Here is a 19693-nt window from a genome sequence, read left to right as displayed (position 1 = left end):
AATAAGCGTATACCGTGCCATAGCCAGGAGGAACACGATGCCGGCCCGCATGATGAAAGCGATCCAGCTGCACGAGTTCGGCGGCCCCGAGGTGCTGCGTCACGAGGAGGTCCCCGTACCCGAACCGGCCTCGGGCGAGGTACTCGTCCGCGTGAAGGCGGTCGGCCTCAACCCGCCCGACTGGTACGTACGCGAGGGCATGCCCGGCATCCCTCCCGAGTTCAAGCCCCCGTTCGACCTGCCCCTGATCCCGGGGACCGACGTCTCGGGTGTCGTGGAAGCCGTCGCCGCCGATGTCCCCGGTTTCACAGCCGGGGACGAGGTGGTGGGGCTGCTGCGCTTTCCCGTCCTGATGCAGAGCGGCGCGTACGCCGAGTACGTCACCGCACCCGCGTCCGACCTCGCGCCCAAGCCGGCCGCCGTGGACCACACACACGCTGCCGCACTGTCCATGTCGGGGCTGACGGCGTGGCAATACCTGATCGACGTCGGGCACGACCACCCCTCCCCGTTCCAGGAGGCAAGGCACCGTCCCATGGCGCTGGGCAGCGACACCACGGTGCTCGTCAACGGAGCCGGCGGCGGCGTCGGCCACCTCGCCCTGCAACTGGCCAAGTGGAAGGGAGCCCGCGTCATCGCCGTGGCCTCCGGCACCCACGAGGACTTCCTGCACGGCCTCGGCGCCGACGCGTACATCGACTACACCGAGCAGCGCCCCGAGGACATCGTCCGCGACGTCGACCTCGTCCTGGACACCGTCGGGGGCCCCGACAGCCGACGCTTCCTGCCCACTCTCAAGCGCGGCGGCGCACTGTACCCGGTGTACTTCGGAGAGTTCGACGACGCGGAGAACGCGAGGCTGGGCATCACCGTGTCCGGCACGCAGGTACGCGCGAACGGCGCTCAGCTCGCGGAACTGGGACGCCTGGTGGACGCGGGCACGATCCGCGTCGCCATCGACAGCACGTTCGCGCTCGCGGACGCCCGAGCGGCACACGAGCGCGCCGCCCAGGGGCACATCCAAGGCAAGATCGTGCTCACGGTCCCTTAAGGCTGGTCGACGACCCGGCCGCGCACCTCGCCCAGTCCGATACGGGTGCCGTGGGGACCGGGCGCGGTGGCCGTGATGGCCACCTCGTCGCCGTCCTCCAGGAAGGTCCGGGTGGAGCCGTCCGCCAGCGCCACGGGGTTCTCGCCGTTCCAGGTGATCTCCATCAGGCAGCCGCGCTCGTCCGCGCCGGGCCCGCTGACGGTGCCGGACGCGTAGAAGTCGCCCGTCCGCAGTGCGGCGCCGTTGACGGTCATGTGCGCCAGCATCTGCGCCGGTGTCCAGTACATCGAGGTGAACGGGGGCGACGCCAGGAGCTGCCCGTTCAAGCGCACTTCGAGCGTCAGGTCGAGGCCCCAGTCCGCGCCGTCGCGCAGGTAGTCGCGCAGGGGTGCGGTGCGCTCGGGCGGTGCGGTACGGGCGGCGCCCAGCGCCTCCAGCGGCACGACCCAGGGCGACACGGACGTGGCGAACGACTTGGCGAGGAACGGGCCGAGCGGCACGTACTCCCATGCCTGGAGGTCGCGGGCGCTCCAGTCGTTGACCAGGCAGACGCCGAACACGTGGTCCTCGAAGTCTCCGACGCCCACCCGGCTGCCCTGCGGCGAGGGGATGCCGACGACGAAGCCGACCTCGGCCTCGAGGTCGAGCCTGCGCGACGGGCCGAACGGCGGTTCGCCGTCGTCGGCGGGGCGGGTCTGGCCCCAGGGGCGCACGATGTCCGTGCCGGAGACGACGAGGGTCCCGGCCCGGCCGTGGTAGCCGATGGGCAGGTGCTTCCACTGCGGGGTCAGCGGGTCCTGGCCTGGACGGAGCATGCGCCCGATGTTCGCGGCGTGGTGCTCGGAGGCGTAGAAGTCCACGTAGTCGCCGGGCCGGAACGGCATCAGCATCCGCACGGCGTCCCGGGCGTGCAGCGCCGGCTCCGTCGTCGGCCGTGCGGCCTCGTCCGTGAGCAGGGCCGTGACGCGGGCGCGTACTTCCCGCCAGCGCTCCCGGCCCTGCGCCAGGAAGGTGTTCAGGTGCGGCCGGGCGAACGTGTCGTCGTCGCCGAGCGCGTGCGCCAGGTCGAGGACGTGGTCGCCGATGGCGACGCCGATCCGGGGCGGGCCTTCGGCGGGCGCGAACACGCCGTAGGGGAGGTTGTGCAGGGGGAACGGGGAGTCCTCGGGGACGGGGACCCAGCAGGGGGAGGTCATCGGGAGCTGTTCCTTTCAGACGGTGCCGAGGAGGGCGCGGGCCTCGGCCACCGGGGTGTCGGTGGAGCAGGAGCCGTAGGAGACGAGCAGGGCGCGGGCCGCGCGGACCGCGGACTCCGGCAGGCGGGCGAGGTCCTGGGCGAGGACCGCCGCTTCGGTGGTCTCCAGCGCGCGCAGGACGGGCCCCGGCGGGGGGCCGCCCGAGGCTCCGGGACCGGCAGCGGCGTGCGCGGCGGCCAGCAGCAGGTTGAGGTAGCCGTGGTGGCGGAACCCGGTGTCCGGGTCCTGGTGGCGCACCGCGTGGTGCAGTCCGGCGGTCGCCTTCAGCGGCACACCTGCGCGGGCGCACGCCGTGAGGAAGTGCCCCACCTCCGCCGGAGTGGGGAACAGTCCGGCCCGGACGCCGCCGCAGCGCAGCTTCGCCCCGGCGTGCGGGGCCCCGGCCCCGGCCAGTGCTTCGAGGAGGCCGTCGACGCCGGACGGGGCCGCGGGCTCCAGGAACAGCGGCAGCCCGGTGCCCGCGACGGCGGCCAGCGCGGCGGGCACCGCCGTGGCGGGGTCGGTGCCGAAGGCGCTCAGCGGCGCCTCGACCAGGGCCGCCTCCAGACGGCTGTCCGCGGCGACGGTGGCCAGGGCCGCGCGCAGGCGCGCGGCGGGTCCGGCGGGTCCGGCGGGTCCGGCGGGTCCGGCGGGTCCGGCGGGGTCAGCGGGTCCGGCGGCGTCGGCGATCAGCCCGAGGCGGAACCGGTCGTCGGGGCGCAGCTCGGCGCGGATCTCCTCCAGCCGGTGCACGGGGACGAGGAACCGCCGGGTGTGCATGGCCTCCCCGGCCGCGAGGTCCCTGCGGTGGCGTGCGACGGCCTCGGCCGGGGGCAGCGCGGTCGGCGGGAAGAGTCCGGCGTCGTCGACGAGTCCGGTGAGCAGCGCGCTCATACGCCCTGTCCCCGTCCCGCCCAGGTCCAGGCGTAGGCCGGGTCCTCGGCGGCGAGTGCGCCCTCGCCGAGTTCCAGCGGGCGGAAGGTGTCCACCATGACGGCGAGTTCGTCGAAGAACTCGGCGCCGATGGACCGCTCGTATGCACCGGGCTGGGGCCCGTGTGCGTGTCCGCCGGGGTGCAGGGAGACGGAGCCCTGGCCGATCCCCGACCCCTTGCGGGCCTCGTAGTCGCCGCCGCAGTAGAACATGACCTCGTCGCTGTCGACGTTGGAGTGGTAGTAGGGCACGGGGATCGACAGCGGGTGGTAGTCCACCTTGCGCGGGACGAAGTTGCAGATGACGAAGTTGTCACCTTCGAAGACCTGGTGGACGGGCGGCGGCTGGTGCACCCGCCCGGTCAGCGGCTCGAAGTCGTGGACGCTGAAGGTGTACGGGTACAGGCAGCCGTCCCAGCCCACCACGTCGAACGGGTGGGTGGCCTGGGTGAACACGGTGCCCAGCAGTTCGCCCCTCGGGCCGCGGTGCTTGACGTGCACCTCCACGTCCTCGCCGGTCGCCGACAGCACGTCGGCCGGACCGTGCAGGTCCCGCTCGCAGAAGGGCGCGTGCTCCAGGAGCTGGCCGTACTTCGACAGGTAGCGGCGTGCCGGCGCGATGTGCGAGTTGGCCTCCACGCAGTACAGCCGCAGCGGCTCGTCCCCCTCGGGCAGCCAGCGGTGCGTGGTGGCGCGGGGCAGCAGCACGTAGTCCCCCGCGCGGGCGGCGAGCGTCCCGAAGACCGTCTCGACGGTGGCCGAGCCGGACTCGACGTAGACGCACTCGTCCCCGGTGCCGTTGCGGTAGAGCGGGGAGGCGGCACCGGCGACGGCGTAGGAGATCCGCACATCGGCGTTGCCGAGCAGCAGCCGCCGCCCGGTGACGGCGTCGGTGCCGCGCCACTCCTCGCCCGGCCACAGGTCGTGCGGCCTGAGATGGCGCGGCTTCAGCGGGTGGTTGGCCGTGGTGTCCTGGCCGGTCTGCTCCCAGACGCGGGAGCCGGTGATCGCGGAGGGGATCTCCCGGTGGTAGAGCAGCGACGAGTCGGAGGAGAAGCCCTCCTCCCCCATCAGCTCCTCGTACAGCAGCCGCCCTTCCGCGTCGCGGTGCTGGGTGTGCCGCTTGGGCGGGACGTGGCCGACGGAGCGGTAGTAGGGCATGGCGGTTCCTTGCTTCGGGTGCGGGACGGGCACGGCGGGGCGGGCTCGGCGGGACGCGGGGCGGGGCGTCAGACCTTCGCCGGGGTGCGCTCGGCGGGAAGCCCGTCGGGCGTCCTCTCCCTGGGCACCTTGAGGACGGCGAGCATCACGGCGCACACCACGAGAGCGCCGATGGGGAAGTACAGGCCGACGGTGACATCGTCCTCGGTGGCGAACAGGCCGATCAGGTACGGGCTGACGAAGCCGCCGAGCGCGGCGATGGAGTTGATGCCGGCGAGGCCGACCGCGGTCTGCTCGCGCGAGAGCACCTGGGCGACCAGCGCCCAGTACGGGGCCATGTAGCCGAGGACACCGATCGCGACGAGCGAGAGCGACACCATCGCGGGCACGGGGTCGTGCCGGAAGACGATGGCGCCGGACAGCCCGAGCGCGGCCAGCAGCATGAGGCCCACGACGTGGAAGCGCCGCTCGCCCGTGCGGTCGGAGGTACGGGCCAGGACCAGCATGCCGACGGCGCCGACGAGGAAGGGGATGGTGCCCAGCAGGCCGATGTTGGTCGCCGAGTAGCCCGGGTCGAGCTGCTGCACGATCTTGGGCAGGAAGAAGGAGAACCCGTACAGACCGCACGCGGCGAAGAAGTTGGCGACGCCCAGGTAGAGCACCTTGCGGTTCTTCATGGCACGCAACTGGTCGCGCGCCGTCTCCTTCTTCGCGCCGCTGTCCGCGTACTCCTTGTCGATCGAAGTCTTGAGCCACTCACGTTCGTCGGGAGCGAGGAAGCGCGCTTCGGACGGCTTGTCGGGCAGCCACAGGAGGGTGGCGATGCCGATGAGGACGGCGGGCGCCCCCTGGAGGATGAACACCCAGCGCCAGCCGCTCAGGTCGAACCAGTGGACGTGGTCGAGGATCCAGCCGCCGGTCATGCTGCCGAGGACCATGGCGATGGGCTGGGCCAGCGCCAGCGCGGCGATGGCACGCCCCCGCTCCCTGCCCCGGTACCAGAACGTCAGGTACAGCAGCAGGCCGGGGAAGAGCCCGGCCTCGGCGATCCCGAGCGCGATACGGGCGATGTAGAGGTGGGTGATGGTCTCGACAAAACCGGTCACCACGGTCACCAGGCCCCAGCTGATGGCGATCCGGGCCAGCCACAGCCGGGCGCCGACCTTCTTCATCATCATGTTGCTGGGGATCTCCAGCACCACGTAGGCGAGGAAGAAGACGGCGGCGACGGCCCCGAAGGTGGCCGTGGTGATGCCCAGCTCGTGCTGCATGCCGAGCTGCGCGTAGCTGATGTTGGACCGGTCCATGTAGTTGAACACGTACAGCAGTCCGACGATGGGGAAGATCCGCAGGGAGACCTTCCTCATCGTCCTGCTGCCCAGGCCGGGGTCCTCGACGTTGAGGTGCGCCATGACGGCTCCTGAGATGAGGGGATGGGCGGCCCGCCGCCCCCGCGGAACGCGGGGGTGAGGGTCCAGCGGGTGCGGGGTCCAGACAGGTGCGGCGTCCAGACGAGTGCGGGGGTCCAGACAGGTGCGGGGTCAGCGCCGAGGTGCCGCGTGGCGCCCGGCGAGCCGTCCCATGGTGAGGGCGTTGGCGACGGCGTTGCCGCCGCCGACGTAGCGCATGCCGAGCACGCCGCCGCCCGCCTCGCCCGCGGCGAAGAGCCCGGGTACGGGAGTGCCGGTGCGGTCGAGCACGGCGGCGGTGCGGTCGATCTCCAGGCCCGTGTGCGTGCAGACGAGTTCCGCGGGCAGCACACGCGCCGCGTAGTAGGGCGGGGCCGCGATCGGGGCCGGGCTCTCCGGGCTGCCCTTCGCGGCGAGGGACTCCTCGCGGAGGAAGTCGGGGTCCGTGCCGTCGGCGGCGAGCCGGGTGTTCCAGCGGGCGACGGTGGCACTCAGCGCGTCGGCCGGGACGTCCATGGCCGCGGCCAGTCCGGGGACCGAACCCGCGCTGAGCAGCCGTCCCGCACGCACCTCCTCGGCGATCCGGTCCGGGGTCCAGTCGGCGTAGCCTGCCGGGAGGCCGGCCCTGGCCCTCTCGTCGAACACCGCCCACACGGGGCCGCGCTGGGCACGGATGATGCCGCTGGAGACGGCGTAGGAGGCGTCCTCGTCCATGAAGCGGCGTCCTTCGCCGTTCACGTACACGCGCGACTTCGGCGGGAATCCGGCCTGCCAGTGGTGGTAGCGCTGGAAGTAGGCGGTCGGCAGCATCAGGCCCCAGCCGTGTCCTGTCAGGGAGCTGCCGGTCTGCTCCGCGAACGCGAAGTGGTCGCCACGGCTGCCGGGGGCCGCCACGACGAACAGGGAGTCGCCCGCGTCGTGCGCTTCGGGGTAGTAGCGGTCGAGCAGCCCTGGATCCCGCGCGAAGCCGCCGCTGGCGACCACCACGGCGGCGGCGCGGACCTCGATGCCGTCGGCGACGACGCCGGTCACGCGGCCGTCCTCGCACAGCAGCCGCTCGACACGGGTGTCGAGGACGGCCTCCACACCGTGCCCGCGCCGTGCCCGGTCGAGCACCTGCACCAGGCCGTAGCCCTGGTCCCGGGGGACGTGGCCGCGCCAGACGTCCTCCACGCCGGCCCGGCACAGGCCCGGGGTGTGGGCGTCGGGCGACACGGTGTGCGGAACGTCCAGGCCCAGGCCGAGCAGCCACTCCAGGGTCGGCCCCGCGGCGGTGCAGAACTCCCGGATCAGGCCCGGTGCGAGCTGCCACTGGTTGAGGTCCATGTAGTGCTGGAAGTGCCGTTCGGCGGTGTCCTCGACGCCCAGGCCGCGCTGCACACTGGTGCCCGCTGCCGTGAACATCCCGGCGGAGAGCTGTGTGGAGCCGCCCAGTTCCCGCTCGGACTCGAACAGCGCCACCTGGGCACCCTGCTCGGCCGCGGTGACCGCGGCGGCGAGACCGGCTCCGCCACCGCCCACGACGATGACGTCGAGTGCGTCGAAATCCGTCATCACAGCGCTCCTTCCGCGTCGGCGAGGATGCGGTGGTAGAGGCCGTTGGAGACGAGGCCGCCGTCGAGGGTGACCTCGCTCCCGGTCATGTAGCCGCTGCGGTCGGACAGCAGGAACAGCACGGCGTCGGTGATCTCGCCCGGTGTGCCGAGGCGTCCGGCGGGGATGCTGCGCCGGGCGGACTCCACGAAGGCGTCAGAGCCGGCGAGCAGCCCCGTCCCGACGAGCCCTGGGTGGACGGAGTTGACGCGGATGTTCCAGGCGGCCAGCTCACCGGCCGCTGACTTCGTCAGCCCGGTCAGGCCCCACTTGCTCGCCGAGTAGGAGGGCGAGAAGTAGCCGATCTGCCCGGAGACGGAGGAGATGTTGACGACCGAGCCGCCCCCGCCGTCGCGCATGAGGGGCGCCGCGGCCCGGATGCCGTGGAAGGGGCCGTGGAGGTTGACGCGCAGGACCCGCTCCCACACCTCCTCGGTGGTGTCCATGAAGCGGAGGCGGCGGGAGACACCGGCGTTGTTGACGAGCCCGTCCAGGCGCCCTTCGGCGGCCCGCACGGCGTCCACGACGGTGTGCCAGTTGTCCGGGCTGGTGACGTCGAGGGTGTGCGCGGTGGCGTGGCCGCCCGCCGCGGCGATCTCCTCGGCCACCGGTCCGCAGTCGGCGATGTCGGCGAGGTGGACGCGGCTGCCGCGCCGGGCGAGCGCGCGGGCGTGCTCGGCGCCCATGCCGGCGGCGGCGCCGGTGACGAGGACGACAGAGGGGTAGCCCACGTCCTCGCGGTGCGCGGTCTCACGGTGCGCGGTCTCACGGTGCGCGGTCTCACGGTGCGCGGCCCGTGGCCGCGGCGCGGGTGCGGGCGCGGGGTCCTCGGGGCCGCCGTCCCGTCCGGCCTCAGACATGACGCGAGCCGCCGTCGACGGCGATGCTGTGCCCGGTGACGTAGCGGGCGCTGTCGGAGAGCAGGAAGAGCAGGACGCCGAGGACCTCCTGCGGGGAGCCGAGCCGGTGCAGCGGCACACTGTCCAGCGCGTGCTGGAGCGCGGCCGGGTCCTCGCGCACCCACCGGGTCATCTCGGTGTCGATGTAGCCGGGCGCGATGGCGTTGACGCGGATGCCCTGGTCGCCGAACTCGACGGCGAGGGACTCGGTCAGGTGCGCCACGGACGCCTTGGAGGCGCAGTAGGCGCCGCGCCCCTTGCGCACCCGGACGGCGGACACGGACGACATGTTGACGATGGCCCCGCCGGGCCGCATGTGGCGCGCCGCTGCCTGTGCCCCGAACAGCACACCCTGCACGTTGACCTTCAGCACGGCGTCGATCTGCTCGGCCGTGATGTCGGCGGCGAAGGCGTGGGGGAAGATCCCGGCGTTGTTCACCCAGTGGTCCAGGCGGCCGAACTCGCTGTGCGCGAGCCGGGCCAGTGCCTCGTGCCCTTCGGGGTCCACCACGTCCACGGCGGCGGGAACGACCCGGCCGCGCCGGCCGCCCTCGGGGACGGCGCCGGACTCGGCGCCGATCTCCTCGGCGGTGCGCGTCATCGCGTCGAGGTCGATGTCCCCGGCGACGACGTCGACGCCGCGCCGCACCAGGCCACTGGTGAAGGCGGCGCCCATGCCGCGTGCCGCGCCGGTGACGACGGCGACGGTGCCTGCCAGTTCGGGGTGCACGGCGACGGGCCGCCTGTCATCGACCCGGCCGGGCCCTTCGGCGCCGGTGGCCTGCGGTTCTGCGGTGTTGCTCATCGGTTCTGGTCCTTCGTCGTTGAAGTGCCCCTCGTGGCGGGGGTACCGGTGGCGCGAGGTGTCCGGCGCGTGGGCCGGGAGTGTCCGGCGCGTGGGCCGGGAGTGTCCGGCGCGTGGGCCGCGGGCCGGGTGTCAGCTCCCGGCGGTGCCGGGAGCGTCGTCGCGGCGTACGACACGGGCGGCGATCCGCCAGCCTTCGCCGTCGTGCACGACCTGGTCGGTGAGGGTGGTGAACCGCTCGATGCGCGGTGTGCCGCCCCTGGGCGTCGCGACGATCTGCAAGTACGCCTCGACCTGTAGTGTTCCGGCCCCGTCGTCGCCGGTCACGGCCACGTTGCCGACGACGTGACGACGCGTCACCCCCTCGGCGGCGCAGTCGGCGGCGAACCGCTCGGCGAACGCGGTCAGCGCGGCCGTGCCGGTCACCGGTGCCGGATAGGTCGGTGAGGTGAAGGTGCCCGCGGCGGTGAAGGTCGCGGCCCATTCCGCGGCGTGGCCGGCGTCGATGAGGTGGCTCTGGAGGTAGTAGAGCTGATGGATCTCGGCCAGCCGGGCGCCGGCGGGCGGCGCGAGGGCGCTGGGATTCATGCGGATGTCCCTTCGGCTCGTGACCCCGCTCCGGCGGCTGTCCCGAGCGGCCGGGGCGGGGAACTTGCCTCACCCGAAGGCGATGTGCGATATTCGCACTAGCCGTGCGAATAATGCGAGCTTAAGCAGCGTGCCCGAGCCCGTCAAGGGATGAATTCGTGACCTCACCAGCACCACAGGCCCGGCCGGTACCGGAACTCGACGGCGGGATGTCCAAGACGCTCCACCACGGACTGCTGATCCTCAGAGTCCTCTCGGAGCATCCGCAGGGCCTGACCGTCAGCGAGCTGGCGGACGCCATCGGAGTGCACCGCACCGTCGCGCACCGCCTGACGCGGACCCTGGAGGCGCACCAGTTGTGCCGCCGCGACCACCTGCGCCGCGTCGTCCTGGGCACCGGCCTGGTCACCCTCGCCGAACCCGTCCAGCAGGACCTGCGCACCCTGGCCCGCCCGATCCTGGACGAGCTGGCCGAGACCACCCGGGCCACCGCCCATCTCCTGGTACGGGAGGGCGCCGCCGAGATGCGGGCGCTCATGGTGGTGGAACCGCGCGGCGCCCTCGTCCACGTGTCCTTCCGCCCCGGTCAGACGCACTCCATCGAGCAGGGCTCCGGCGGCCTCGCCCTCCTCGCCCACGGCCCGCACCGCGAAGGGGAACGCCCCGAAGTCACCCGCGCCCGCGCCGCCGGGTACGCCGTCACCACGGGCGAGGTCATCCCGGCCGTGACCGGCGTATCCGCCGCCGTAGGGCGCCGCACGGGCGAGGCGACGACCAGCATCGGCATCTCGGTCTTCGAGTACACCTCCCTCGACGACCTGGGCGCCACCGTCATCCACGCCGCGGCACGGCTCGGCGAACTGCTGGATCAGTAGGCCCCGTCGGCGGACGGAGCGGAAGCAGCGGAAGCACCGCGGGATCTTGGCCGGGTCGGCACCAACGCCTGAACCCCGGCCGCCGATGCGGGCGCCGGGGTTCAGGGGTTCAGGGGGTGACGAGGACTTCAGTGCGGGGGCTCGGCCCCTTACTGCATCGCCTGCTCCATGGTGGAGTTCCAGTAGGAGACGCGCGAGTTGTCGCTGATGGCCAGACCGGCGCCCGCGGGAGCGCTGACCGTGGCGGTGGAACCGGTCCCTTGCAGCTTGGCGTTGGCCAGCTCCACCGTCAGCTCCTTCTCACGGTGCATGTTGCCCCCGTCGCCGTCCTCCAGGCTGAGCGACGCGTAGGCCGACTTGCCCGGCTCCAGCGAGACCACCGACTGCGGCTTGCCGCCGCCCACCGCGATCGGGGACTGCGCGTCGGGGTAGCCCACGAACGGGTAGCCGTACAGGTCGCAGCGGGTGCTGCCCCCGTTGGTGGCCTTGAGCAGGATGACCGGCGCGCTGCCACCGGTCTCCTGGAGCCGGACGGTGACCGTGCCCACGTCGCACGTCGTGCGCTTGGCCCCGGAGGCCGCCGCCTCGTTCTGCGTGTCCTCGGCGCCCTTGGCCGCACTGCCCCCGCTGCTCCCGCTGCCGCCCGTGGAGCCCGAGCCGGTGGAACCCGTCGAGCCGGTCGAGCCCGTCGAGCCGGAGTCCCGCTCCTCGGAACCGGCCGCCTTCGAGTCCTCGGCCCCCGCGTCCTTCGAGTTTCCGACCGAGGAGGCGGACCCGGCGTCGTCCTTGCCGCCCCCGTCCTGGCAGGCGGTCAGCGAGAAAGCGGCGACGGCGGCGACGGCGACAAGACCGGCGGAACGAGCGGTGCGCGCGGCGCGACGAGCAGTGTTCATGGAATCCCCCACAGGTATCGGATCCGGCGGGCCCCCGCTCCCCGCGGGGCACCTCGACCGGTCTCTTCGGTCGGTACATGCGGTGTGATGGCCCCCGCCCCGCCGTTGTTCACGGCATCAGGTCCGCGTTCTGTAACAGCCGGTCCATGGGCGCTGGAGTACCCGGTGCGCTGACGGCCTTCCTGCCCGACCGTACCGACGACCGCCCGCTGCCGTCCCGCGACGAGAGGCGAACCCGCGGCCCCAGCGATGGCGTCCCAGCCGCTGGGAAGGCTGTGTTCGGGCTGGTCACCCTGGCCGGGTCACCTACGGCCCGCGGCTCGCGAAGACGCGACGCAGCAGGGCGCCCGGGCTCACACAGGTCAGGTCAGGACACGGCACGGCCTGTTCGTCGCGCTGTACGGGCTGGACCTTCACCCACGCCTCGGACCGCGAGGCGCCCCGGACGGTGCTGCCCGCCATGGCGCAAAGCCCGGGTTCCGGCGACGACCGCATGCCCGCCGACCTGTCTCCCGCGAGGCGCGTCGTGTGCCAGGTGGAACCGCCACGGCACAAGGAAGAGGTCGTTCGGACTCCAGCGGAGCGCTGATCGACAGTGCCGCCGACGCGCACCGAACGGTCGCGCGTGACCTTCGCGGCCGCAAGGTCGATACTGCCCCGTGAGCAGCTCGCCGGAAGGCAGCCGTGCCCCCGCCGGCATCTTGCGTACCGTCAGCAAAGTCAGCATCAGTACCGCCGGAACCCGCGTACGACCGCCGCGAACCGCCAAGATCAATATCGGCCGCAACCTACTCGCCCAGCCAAGACGCAGGCTGGCAGCCCATGTGCCAACCCCGCCAGGAGGTCCCCATGAAGATGCTCATCAACGTCCCCGAGCGGGTCATCACCGACGCACTGCGCGGCATGGCAGCCGCACACCCCGAGCTGGCCGTCGACGTCGAGCACCGCGTCATCGTGCGCCGCGACGCCCCCGTGGCGGACAAGGTGGCCCTGGTGTCGGGCGGCGGCTCGGGGCACGAACCGCTGCACGGCGGCTTCGTGGGCCCTGGCATGCTGGACGCGGCCTGCCCCGGCGAGATCTTCACCTCCCCCGTGCCGGACCAGATGACCCGCGCCGCCGCCGCGGTGGACAGCGGCCAGGGTGTGCTGTTCATCGTGAAGAACTACACGGGCGACGTGCTCAACTTCGACATGGCGGCCGAGATGGCCGAGGACGAGGGGGTGCGGGTCGCGAAGGTGCTCGTGCAGGACGACGTGGCCGTCACCGACAGCCTCTTCACCGCCGGGCGGCGCGGCACCGGCGCCACCCTCTTCGTCGAGAAGCTGGCCGGGGCGCTGGCAGAGGAGGGCGCGCCGCTGGAGCGAGTGGAGGCGATGGCCCGGCAGGTCGCTGACTCCTCGCGCAGCTTCGGTGTCGCGCTCAGCGCGTGCACGACCCCGGCCAAGGGCAGCCCGACCTTCGACCTCCCGCCCGGCGAGCTGGAGCTGGGCATCGGCATCCATGGCGAGCCGGGCCGCGAGCGGCGCCCGATGATGACCTCGGGCGAGATCGCCGACGCGGCCGTCGACGCGGTGCTGGAGGACCTGAAGCCGGACGGCCCCGTGCTGGCCCTCGTCAACGGCATGGGGGCCACTCCGCTGATCGAGCTGTACGGGTTCTGTGCCGAGGTCCAGCGTGTGCTGGGCGAGCGCCGGGTACCGGTGGCCCGTACGCTCGTCGGCAACTACGTCACCTCGCTCGACATGGCGGGCGCCTCGGTGACGCTGTGCCGGGCCGACGAGGAGATGCTGCGGCTGTGGGACGCGCCTGTGCGCACCCCGGGGCTGCGCTGGGGCATGTGAAAGGGGACTGTCTTGACCGACGAGAACGGCGGAAGCGGCACCGGAGACGGTGCCGGGAACGGTGCGGGAGGCGGCGCGGCAAGCGGTGCCGGGAGCGGCCCGGCGGCCGGCGGCACGGGTGACGGCGGCGCTCTGGACGCCCGCTTCGTCGTCCGCTGGCTGACGAGGGCCGCCGAGTCCGTCGACCGCGAGGCCGACCGGCTCACCGAGCTGGACTCGGCCATCGGGGACGCGGACCACGGCAGCAACCTGCGCCGCGGCTTCGCCGCCGTCAGGGACACGCTGGAGCGGGACCGGCCCGACACGCCCGGCGCGGCGCTGATGCTGGCGGGCAGGCAGCTCGTCTCGACCGTCGGCGGGGCCTCAGGCCCGCTCTACGGGACGCTGCTGCGCCGTACCGGCAAGACGCTCGGCGACGCGCGGAGCGTGACGGTGGGTCAGCTCGCCGACGCGCTGCGCGCGGGTGTCGACGCGGTCGCGCAGCTCGGCGGCGCCGCCGAGGGCGACAAGACGATGCTCGACGCGCTGTACCCGGCACTCGGCGCGCTCGCCGCCGCCGCGGAGAAGCCGCCGGGCGAGGCGTTCACCGCCGCGCGTGCGGCGGCCGAGGAGGGCGCGCTCGCCACGGTGCCGCTCCGGGCCCGCAAGGGCCGCGCCAGCTACCTCGGCGAGCGCAGCGAGGGGCACCAGGACCCGGGTGCGACGTCGTCCGCACTGCTCGTCGCGGCGCTGGCGGAGACGGCGGAGGCGGGAGCGGAGGCGGCCGATGAGTGAGCCGGAGAAGGGAGCGGAGGGCGCGGAGGGCGCGGCGAAGCCGCTGGTCGGGATCGTGCTGGTCTCGCACAGCCGCGAGGTCGCCGATTCCGTCGCGCGACTGGCCGCCGGGCTCGCGGGCGTCCACGAGGCGCCGGTGACGGGCGCGGGCGGTACGCCCGACGGCGGCCTGGGCACGAGCGCCGAGCTGATCTCGGCGGCCGCGGAACGCGTCGACTCCGGCGCCGGGGTGGCCGTCCTCGTCGACCTGGGCAGCGCCGTGCTGACGGTGAAGGCGCTGCTGGCCGAGGGCGACGAGCTGCCCGCGCACACGCGCCTGGTGGACGCGCCCCTGGTCGAGGGCGCGGTGTCCGCCGTGGTGGCCGCTTCGGGCGGTGCCGATCTGGACGCGGTGGCCGCGGCTGCCGGGGAGGCGTACGACTACCGGAAGGTGTGAACGCGCCGGTCACGGGGTGGGCGACAGAGCGGGAGGGGCCCGGCGTCATCGGCCGGGCCCCTCCCGTATGCCCGCGCGGCGGCCCCGGGTCAGGTCGGGCCCATGGCGCGGTACGGGCGGCAGACGCCGCCGTCGTAGTCGGTGGCGATCTCCAGCACCCGCCGCCCGTCGGCGCTCGGCAGGAGGCTGGAGCTGTAGTTGGGGCAGTGGTCGAGCTTCGCCGACCGCACCGGAACCGGCGCCTTCCTCTCCTGCCAGGGGCCCTTCCCACCGTCGCTGTTGGTCCACATCTCGCGCCGGTCCCCGGGCACCCGCCGCCCGTCCCTGGTATGCGCGGCCTGCCCGATGAGCAGCAGCTTCCCCTCCGGGTTCCCGGCCTCGGGCGCCCAGGCGAGGTTCGGGGTGTGGGCGAAGTAGTGTCCGTCGGCGGTCTCGGGGCGCGTTCCCAGGTCGGCGGGGTCGCCCCAGTCCCAGCCGTCCTCGGACGTGCGGTAGTGCACGACGCAGCGGTACTTCCCCGAGGGCGCGCAGATTTCGTACACCATGAAGAAGGTGCCGTCGGGAAGACGCCGTACGACGGCCATACCCGGCCGGTCCGGCTCTGGTACCGAGGCGACCGTCGCGTGGTGGCCCGTCCAGTCCCTGCCGTCGGAGGTCCGCGCCGCGACGAGCTTCTGGCTGTGCGCCGGGTCGGTCTCGTCCGAGTAGTGGCAGACCAGCCGCCCGTGCGCGTCGAGGGAGAACTCCGGTTCCCACAAGCCCCCGCCTTCACCGCGCGCCGTGGCGACCGTCGAGAGGTACGACCAGGAGCGGCCCACGTCCGTGCTCTTGAACACACGGACGCTCATCCGCCGCCCGCCGTCCTCGTCCTGCCCCGTCGAGGCGGCCCACAGCAGCGTGCCAGGTGGCATGTTCCCGATGCGGCGCGGCAGTTCGTAGAGGGTGCCGCAGCACTGGCCCTTGCCGTCCGCGGCCGCGGGATCCGAGACGTCGCCGACCCGGCGGAACGTACGGCCGTCGTCGGTGCTCTCGTGGATGGCGCCCAGGCCGTCGGCGCCCCGGAAGGTGACGGTGGAGGCGAGCACGTGGCCGTTCGCCGCGCCGCTGTGCCGCAGCCGGATCGCGCGCGGGTACAGCCCGGTGCCCTGCTGCAACGGCTCCCGCTCCGTGGCCGCCTCGCTCCCGTCCCCGTCCCCGTCCCCGCCCTCGCTTTCGCCTCCGTTTCCGCTTCCGTCGGAACTCCTCCCCGGCACGGGTTCCTTCCCCGACGGCCCGGACTCCGGCCCGGAGAGGGTGTGGAAGGCGACCACGGCGACCGCGCCGAGCACGGCGGCCACGAGCACGCACACCAGGGCGACGCGCGCGGGCCGCCGTCCGCGCGAGGTGGCCGTGGCACGAAGGGGGGACATCGGGACTCCAGGCTGGTACGGGACCGCTGACGACCGCTGACGGCGGACAGCGGTCCCGCCGCACACCCGCGAACCGCGAGCCGGGAACCGCGAACGGCCTGGTCCGGTCCGGTCAACTGATCGTTTGCCGCACCACGTTCGCACGCCGCGCAGCCCCGCGCCCAACGGGGTCTCCCCCGCCACGGCTCCGCACCGTGCCCCGCGCGGAAGGGATCACGTCGCGCGGAGGCCGTACTCGCCGAGCGGGACGGCGACGCCGGTGAACGTCGTATCGGGCTCCTGCGGCGAGGTGAAGCGGGCGTTGACGAGGTAGAGCCGGTCGCGCCAGCGGGCGGCCGTCGCGGGAACGTCGAAGCGCGGGTCGGTGATCGGGCCGAGCAGGGTGGCGGAGCGCAGCGAGCGGTCGAGCCGCCACACGCTGACGAGGTTCAGCCGGTTCTGCACGACGTACAGGGTGTGGCCGACGCGGACGAGACCGTCCCCGTTGAGCACGTCGGCGGCGCCGCGCAGGGCGATCCCGGTGGCGTGACCGGTTCTCAGGTCCACGTGGTAGAGGCTGCCGGAGGTGCTGCTGACGACGATCAGCCCCTTGCCGTCCGGGGAGCCGACGAGCCCGTTGGCGTTGATCACGTCGGGTGTCTGCACCCACTCACCGGTCAGCGGCAGCCGCTCTGCCTCTCCCCGACGGCCGCGCGGCACGCTGTGGAGCGTCGCGTCGCGCGAGTCGGTGAACCAGGCGCGGTCGCGGAGCAGGACGACGTCGTTGACGAAGTGGCCCGTCGCCTCCGTGAGCTGGTACGTCCACACGACGCGGCCTGAGCGGGAGTCGATGACCCGTGCCGTCCCGCCGCCGCCTCCGGCGACGTAGAGCAGGCCGTCCTCGTCGAGCTTGAGCCCGATGGAGACGGTGCCCTCGGCGCCCTCGTGCACGACGCGGCCCTCGCCGGTGCGCAGATCGGTGCGGTATACGGCGCCGTTGGCGCGGGAGCCCATGTACGCGTACGGGCGCGAGCCGATGGTGATGCCCTCGGGGAGGAAGCCGTCGGGGAGCGGGAACTGCGTCGGCCACGCGTCGGGCCGGGAGGCCGGCGCGGCAGCAGCGGTGCCGGAGCCCAGGGCGAGCGCGGTGGCGGCGGTGCCGCCGAGAAGCGCCCGGCGGGACAGCCGGGACGAGGGAGAGGAAGAGGGTAACGAGGGAAGGGTCATGGTGCAGGACCTCCGTGACGGAAGGGGAACGGGACCTGTGCACGCACTGACGCGGCGGGCCCGCCCCCTGTCGGCAGCGAGCCCCGGCCGTACGTAACGGACCACCGCCCTCCGGAGTTCCCCCGCACCGCACCGCACCACGGTGCCGACGGCTCCAGCGGCTCGCCCTCAGAGCCGCGGCATGCCCTCGAACCAGGCGGGCCCCTCCTCCTGCGCGGCCTGCTTGATGCGGAAGGTGGCGAACTCCTGCAACGGCGGCAGCTCGTCCAGGCCGAACCAGCCGACCTCCAGCGACTCGTCGTCGTTCACCCTCGGCTCGCCGCCCGTGGCCCGGCAGCGGAAGCAGATGTCCATGAACTGGCAGGTGTCGCCGTTGGGATACGTGACGGGACGGTTCATCGCCTGGACGAGGACGACGCGTTCCGGCGCGCAGCGCACCGCCGTCTCCTCCTCGACCTCGCGCACCACGGCGTCAGCGGGCTGCTCGCCCGGGTCGGGGATGCCGCCGATGATCGACCACTCGCCGGTGTCCGCACGTCTGCCGAGCAGCACCCGGCCCTCGTCGTCGAAGACGACGGCGCTGACACCGGGGAGGTAGAGGAGCTGGTGCCCGGCCGTGGCCCGGATCTCGCGGATGAAGTCTGGTGTCGCCATGCCGCCGACTCTACGTCGCCGCTCCCGCCACCCACCTGGTCCCTGCCCGGCCCCCGCACGCCCTCCGCCTCCACAACCGCGCATAGATCCCGCGCAAGACGTCCACATCCGACCACCGCACCCATTACGGTGACTCCCGAAGCCGCGACCGCGCCGCGCACCGTTCGGGCACGGGTCCGGAGACGGGTACGGGGGGGTAGGCGATGGTGTCACCGGCGCTCGGACCGCCCGCCGCGCGGGAACGGGGCGGCAGCGTCCCGGATGTCTCGGGAGTGCTCGTACTGGGCTGCTGCGCCGCCTGGGCCCTGATCACGGCCGCCGGGCGCGACGCGCGCCCCGAAGGGCTGCTGCTCGCGGTTCTCGCCGTCGGCGCCGGATACGCGGGCGGCCGGATCTCCGGTTCGCTGCTGCCCGTCGGCGCCCCGGCGATGGCGGCCCTCGCGGGGCTCTCCCTCGCCCTGGCCACCCCGCAGGCGCTGCCCGGCGCGGCCGAGCCCTCGGGCCCTCCCGGGCGCACGGGCGCGACGGCCGCGCTGCTGGTCCTCGCCGTGGGGGCCGCCTGCTGCGCCGCCTGGGCAACCCCGTCGCGGGGGACGCGGCTGGCGCTGCGCCTGGTCGCCGCGGGGATCGCGGCCTCGGCGCTGGTGACGGGGGCGCTCGCGGGGTTCGGCGCGGCCCTCGGCGTCCTGCTGTGCTCGCTGGCCGCCGACCGGATGCGGCGGCGGGCCGTGGGCCTGGCGGGACTGGCCCTGGTGGCGGGGGCCGCCGTCGGCCTGACCTGGGCCGTCGCGCGGGGCTCCGTGCCCGGAGGGCTGTCGGCGGCGCTCGAGGGGCAGCTCACCGAGCACCGGGTGGGGCTGTGGCAGGACGCGCTGGCGCTGGCCGGGGAGCGGCCCCTGCTGGGCACAGGGCCGGACACGTTCGGCGAGCTGAGCCAGGTGGCGCAGCGGGCCGCCGAGTCCGACGGCAAGCCGCACTCCGCTCCCCTCCAGATGCTCGCCGAGCAGGGCGTACCGGGGCTCGCACTCCTTGCCGCCGCCTTCGGCTGGCTGATGCTGGCCCTGTGGTCCTCGCCGCGGCCGACGCCCGTGGTCCTGACGGCCGGGACGGCGCTGACCGCACTGGCGGCGCTCGCGTGCGTCGGCAACGTGCTGAGCTTCACCCAGGTCACGGCGGGCGCCGCGCTGCTGGCGGGCATCGCGGGAGCGCGTCGGCTGGGCTCGGAGCCCTGAGCCCTGAGCACACCGGCCCCTGAGCACGTCGGCTGGGCTCGGGCGCTCGGGCGGAAGCCCCGTCCGGACCCGCGCACATCGGCTCAGTTCAGGGCCCTGAACCGGCCCTCCATGGCCTCGATCCGCTCCCGGATGTGGCGGACGGCGGCCTCCGCGTCGTCCACGGTGACCGTGAACGTACGGCCGTCACCGAGCCGGACGAGGACGCCCTCGCCGCGCCGTACGACGACGGCGGTGCCCCGCTCGGGCCGCCATCTGTAACCCCAGCCGCCCCAGTGGCGCGGGGTCACGACCGGTGCCAGCTCGACCTCCACGACGTCGCCGAGGGAGATGCGGCGGCGCGGCAGGCCTGCGTGGCCGCAGCGGACCTCCATGGCCTCGTGGTCGACGCGCACGCGCACGTTCACGAACGCGAGCGTGCCGAACAGCGCCAGCAGCCCGGCCGCCACACAGCCGACGACGGCCATGAGGAGCGGTGCGAAGTCGTGGTCCCAGGCGGTGCCCACGGCGAGCGCGATGCCGAGCGCCAGACATCCGGCACCCAGCGAGGCCAGCAGCCACTGGAAGTGATTGGTCGCGCGCCCCGTCCAGACCTCGACGGAGGGCGCTTCGTCTCGGGAGTGGTCGCCCATAGGGGGAGGGTACGCCGAACGTCCCGGGAAGGCAGCGTGTGCGCGCGGCCCGGAACGGTTCGCTCCG

20 protein-coding genes are annotated in these 19693 nt (G+C 73.5%); 6 read left to right on the top strand and 14 right to left on the bottom strand.

Translation table 11 applies throughout. The features are described from left to right. Positions 1-52: 52 nt before the first annotated feature. On the top strand, positions 53-1051 hold the full coding sequence (locus ACWGJ2_RS23500; protein ID WP_453348200.1) for an NADP-dependent oxidoreductase: 999 nt from the start codon (positions 53-55) through the stop codon (positions 1049-1051). Here the strand turns inward: ACWGJ2_RS23500 and fahA are convergent. The 8 genes from fahA to ACWGJ2_RS23460 form a co-directional block, all read right to left on the bottom strand. Then, complete coding sequence (gene fahA / locus ACWGJ2_RS23495) at positions 1048-2247, bottom strand: fumarylacetoacetase (RefSeq protein ID WP_453348148.1); 1200 nt, start codon at positions 2245-2247, stop codon at positions 1048-1050. The genes ACWGJ2_RS23500 and fahA overlap by 4 nt on opposite strands. A gap of 15 nt (positions 2248-2262) precedes the next feature. Then, the gene (locus tag ACWGJ2_RS23490) at positions 2263-3180 is read right to left on the bottom strand and encodes a hypothetical protein (protein ID WP_453348147.1); all 918 of its coding nucleotides are present in this window, start codon (positions 3178-3180) and stop codon (positions 2263-2265) included. Next, positions 3177-4379, bottom strand: a complete 1203-nt coding sequence (locus tag ACWGJ2_RS23485) for a cupin domain-containing protein (RefSeq protein WP_453348146.1) — start codon at positions 4377-4379, stop codon at positions 3177-3179. Before ACWGJ2_RS23485 ends, ACWGJ2_RS23490 begins: the two co-directional genes overlap by 4 nt. Before the next feature lie 68 nt (positions 4380-4447). Next, a complete protein-coding gene (locus ACWGJ2_RS23480) occupies positions 4448-5791 on the bottom strand; it encodes an MFS transporter (RefSeq protein ID WP_453348145.1) in 1344 nt (447 codons plus the stop codon). Between the two features lie 129 nt (positions 5792-5920). Continuing rightward, positions 5921-7342, bottom strand: a complete 1422-nt coding sequence (locus ACWGJ2_RS23475; RefSeq protein WP_453348144.1) for an FAD-dependent oxidoreductase — start codon at positions 7340-7342, stop codon at positions 5921-5923. Next, positions 7342-8112 (bottom strand): SDR family NAD(P)-dependent oxidoreductase, encoded by a 771-nt coding sequence (locus tag ACWGJ2_RS23470; RefSeq protein WP_453348199.1) that lies wholly within the window; start codon positions 8110-8112, stop codon positions 7342-7344. The genes ACWGJ2_RS23475 and ACWGJ2_RS23470 overlap by 1 nt, the downstream gene beginning before the upstream one ends. A 121-nt stretch (positions 8113-8233) precedes the next feature. After that, positions 8234-9085: an SDR family NAD(P)-dependent oxidoreductase gene (locus ACWGJ2_RS23465; RefSeq protein WP_453348143.1), complete on the bottom strand. Its 852-nt coding sequence runs from the start codon at positions 9083-9085 to the stop codon at positions 8234-8236. Positions 9086-9217: 132 nt separating this feature from the next. After that, complete coding sequence (locus ACWGJ2_RS23460) at positions 9218-9673, bottom strand: nuclear transport factor 2 family protein (protein WP_453348142.1); 456 nt, start codon at positions 9671-9673, stop codon at positions 9218-9220. Positions 9674-9882: 209 nt separating this feature from the next. On the opposite strand from ACWGJ2_RS23460, the gene ACWGJ2_RS23455 reads away from it, so the two are divergent. Continuing rightward, entirely contained in the window at positions 9883-10548 is a 666-nt protein-coding gene (locus ACWGJ2_RS23455) for an IclR family transcriptional regulator (RefSeq protein ID WP_453348198.1), read from the top strand. Between the two features lie 149 nt (positions 10549-10697). Here the strand turns inward: ACWGJ2_RS23455 and ACWGJ2_RS23450 are convergent, their stop codons facing one another. Further along, positions 10698-11441, bottom strand: coding sequence for a DUF4232 domain-containing protein (locus ACWGJ2_RS23450; RefSeq protein WP_453348141.1), 744 nt, complete (start codon positions 11439-11441; stop codon positions 10698-10700). 306 nt (positions 11442-11747) lie between these two features. Then, entirely contained in the window at positions 11748-11903 is a 156-nt protein-coding gene (locus ACWGJ2_RS23445; protein WP_453348140.1) for a hypothetical protein, read from the bottom strand. A 387-nt stretch (positions 11904-12290) separates the two neighbouring features. On the opposite strand from ACWGJ2_RS23445, the gene dhaK reads away from it, so the two are divergent. The 3 genes from dhaK (at position 12291) to dhaM (ending at position 14493) form a co-directional block, all read left to right on the top strand. Further along, positions 12291-13283, top strand: a complete 993-nt coding sequence (gene dhaK / locus ACWGJ2_RS23440) for a dihydroxyacetone kinase subunit DhaK (protein WP_453348139.1) — start codon at positions 12291-12293, stop codon at positions 13281-13283. A 132-nt stretch (positions 13284-13415) separates the two neighbouring features. Continuing rightward, positions 13416-14057, top strand: coding sequence for a dihydroxyacetone kinase subunit DhaL (gene dhaL, locus ACWGJ2_RS23435; RefSeq protein WP_453348197.1), 642 nt, complete (start codon positions 13416-13418; stop codon positions 14055-14057). After that, positions 14050-14493: a dihydroxyacetone kinase phosphoryl donor subunit DhaM gene (gene dhaM, locus ACWGJ2_RS23430; RefSeq protein WP_453348138.1), complete on the top strand. Its 444-nt coding sequence runs from the start codon at positions 14050-14052 to the stop codon at positions 14491-14493. The genes dhaL and dhaM overlap by 8 nt, the downstream gene beginning before the upstream one ends. 89 nt (positions 14494-14582) lie before the next feature. On the opposite strand, the gene ACWGJ2_RS23425 is transcribed toward dhaM, so the two are convergent. The 3 genes from ACWGJ2_RS23425 to ACWGJ2_RS23415 form a co-directional block, all read right to left on the bottom strand. Then, complete coding sequence (locus ACWGJ2_RS23425) at positions 14583-15902, bottom strand: exo-alpha-sialidase (RefSeq protein ID WP_453348137.1); 1320 nt, start codon at positions 15900-15902, stop codon at positions 14583-14585. A gap of 213 nt (positions 15903-16115) precedes the next feature. After that, positions 16116-17108 (bottom strand): SMP-30/gluconolactonase/LRE family protein, encoded by a 993-nt coding sequence (locus ACWGJ2_RS23420; protein ID WP_453348136.1) that lies wholly within the window; start codon positions 17106-17108, stop codon positions 16116-16118. A 168-nt stretch (positions 17109-17276) separates the two neighbouring features. Continuing rightward, positions 17277-17762, bottom strand: a complete 486-nt coding sequence (locus ACWGJ2_RS23415) for an NUDIX hydrolase (protein WP_453348135.1) — start codon at positions 17760-17762, stop codon at positions 17277-17279. Between the two features lie 203 nt (positions 17763-17965). Between ACWGJ2_RS23415 and ACWGJ2_RS23410 the strand changes: the two genes are divergently transcribed. After that, a complete protein-coding gene (locus ACWGJ2_RS23410) occupies positions 17966-18994 on the top strand; it encodes an O-antigen ligase family protein (RefSeq protein WP_453348134.1) in 1029 nt (342 codons plus the stop codon). A gap of 83 nt (positions 18995-19077) precedes the next feature. Here ACWGJ2_RS23410 and ACWGJ2_RS23405 read toward each other — a convergent pair whose 3' ends face one another. Further along, the gene (locus ACWGJ2_RS23405) at positions 19078-19626 is read right to left on the bottom strand and encodes a hypothetical protein (protein ID WP_453348133.1); all 549 of its coding nucleotides are present in this window, start codon (positions 19624-19626) and stop codon (positions 19078-19080) included. Between the last annotated feature and the right edge of the window lie 67 nt (positions 19627-19693).

It is taken from the genome of Streptomyces sp. NPDC054796, from assembly GCF_053611545.1.
This window is presented reverse-complemented; position numbering and strand designations above follow the sequence as displayed.

What these genes read in the sequence shown, in the direction of transcription:
- ACWGJ2_RS23500 (WP_453348200.1), top strand. Translation starts at nt 53, where the DNA reads ATGAAAGCGATCCAGCTGCACGAGTTCGGCGGCCCCGAGGTGCTGCGT.
- fahA (WP_453348148.1), bottom strand. Translation starts at nt 2,247, where the DNA reads ATGACCTCCCCCTGCTGGGTCCCCGTCCCCGAGGACTCCCCGTTCCCC.
- ACWGJ2_RS23490 (WP_453348147.1), bottom strand. Translation starts at nt 3,180, where the DNA reads ATGAGCGCGCTGCTCACCGGACTCGTCGACGACGCCGGACTCTTCCCG.
- ACWGJ2_RS23485 (WP_453348146.1), bottom strand. Translation starts at nt 4,379, where the DNA reads ATGCCCTACTACCGCTCCGTCGGCCACGTCCCGCCCAAGCGGCACACC.
- ACWGJ2_RS23480 (WP_453348145.1), bottom strand. Translation starts at nt 5,791, where the DNA reads ATGGCGCACCTCAACGTCGAGGACCCCGGCCTGGGCAGCAGGACGATG.
- ACWGJ2_RS23475 (WP_453348144.1), bottom strand. Translation starts at nt 7,342, where the DNA reads ATGACGGATTTCGACGCACTCGACGTCATCGTCGTGGGCGGTGGCGGA.
- ACWGJ2_RS23465 (WP_453348143.1), bottom strand. Translation starts at nt 9,085, where the DNA reads ATGAGCAACACCGCAGAACCGCAGGCCACCGGCGCCGAAGGGCCCGGC.
- ACWGJ2_RS23460 (WP_453348142.1), bottom strand. Translation starts at nt 9,673, where the DNA reads ATGAATCCCAGCGCCCTCGCGCCGCCCGCCGGCGCCCGGCTGGCCGAG.
- ACWGJ2_RS23455 (WP_453348198.1), top strand. Translation starts at nt 9,883, where the DNA reads ATGTCCAAGACGCTCCACCACGGACTGCTGATCCTCAGAGTCCTCTCG.
- ACWGJ2_RS23450 (WP_453348141.1), bottom strand. Translation starts at nt 11,441, where the DNA reads ATGAACACTGCTCGTCGCGCCGCGCGCACCGCTCGTTCCGCCGGTCTT.
- ACWGJ2_RS23445 (WP_453348140.1), bottom strand. Translation starts at nt 11,903, where the DNA reads ATGGCGGGCAGCACCGTCCGGGGCGCCTCGCGGTCCGAGGCGTGGGTG.
- dhaK (WP_453348139.1), top strand. Translation starts at nt 12,291, where the DNA reads ATGAAGATGCTCATCAACGTCCCCGAGCGGGTCATCACCGACGCACTG.
- dhaM (WP_453348138.1), top strand. Translation starts at nt 14,050, where the DNA reads ATGAGTGAGCCGGAGAAGGGAGCGGAGGGCGCGGAGGGCGCGGCGAAG.
- ACWGJ2_RS23425 (WP_453348137.1), bottom strand. Translation starts at nt 15,902, where the DNA reads ATGTCCCCCCTTCGTGCCACGGCCACCTCGCGCGGACGGCGGCCCGCG.
- ACWGJ2_RS23420 (WP_453348136.1), bottom strand. Translation starts at nt 17,108, where the DNA reads ATGACCCTTCCCTCGTTACCCTCTTCCTCTCCCTCGTCCCGGCTGTCC.
- ACWGJ2_RS23415 (WP_453348135.1), bottom strand. Translation starts at nt 17,762, where the DNA reads ATGGCGACACCAGACTTCATCCGCGAGATCCGGGCCACGGCCGGGCAC.
- ACWGJ2_RS23410 (WP_453348134.1), top strand. Translation starts at nt 17,966, where the DNA reads ATGGTGTCACCGGCGCTCGGACCGCCCGCCGCGCGGGAACGGGGCGGC.
- ACWGJ2_RS23405 (WP_453348133.1), bottom strand. Translation starts at nt 19,626, where the DNA reads ATGGGCGACCACTCCCGAGACGAAGCGCCCTCCGTCGAGGTCTGGACG.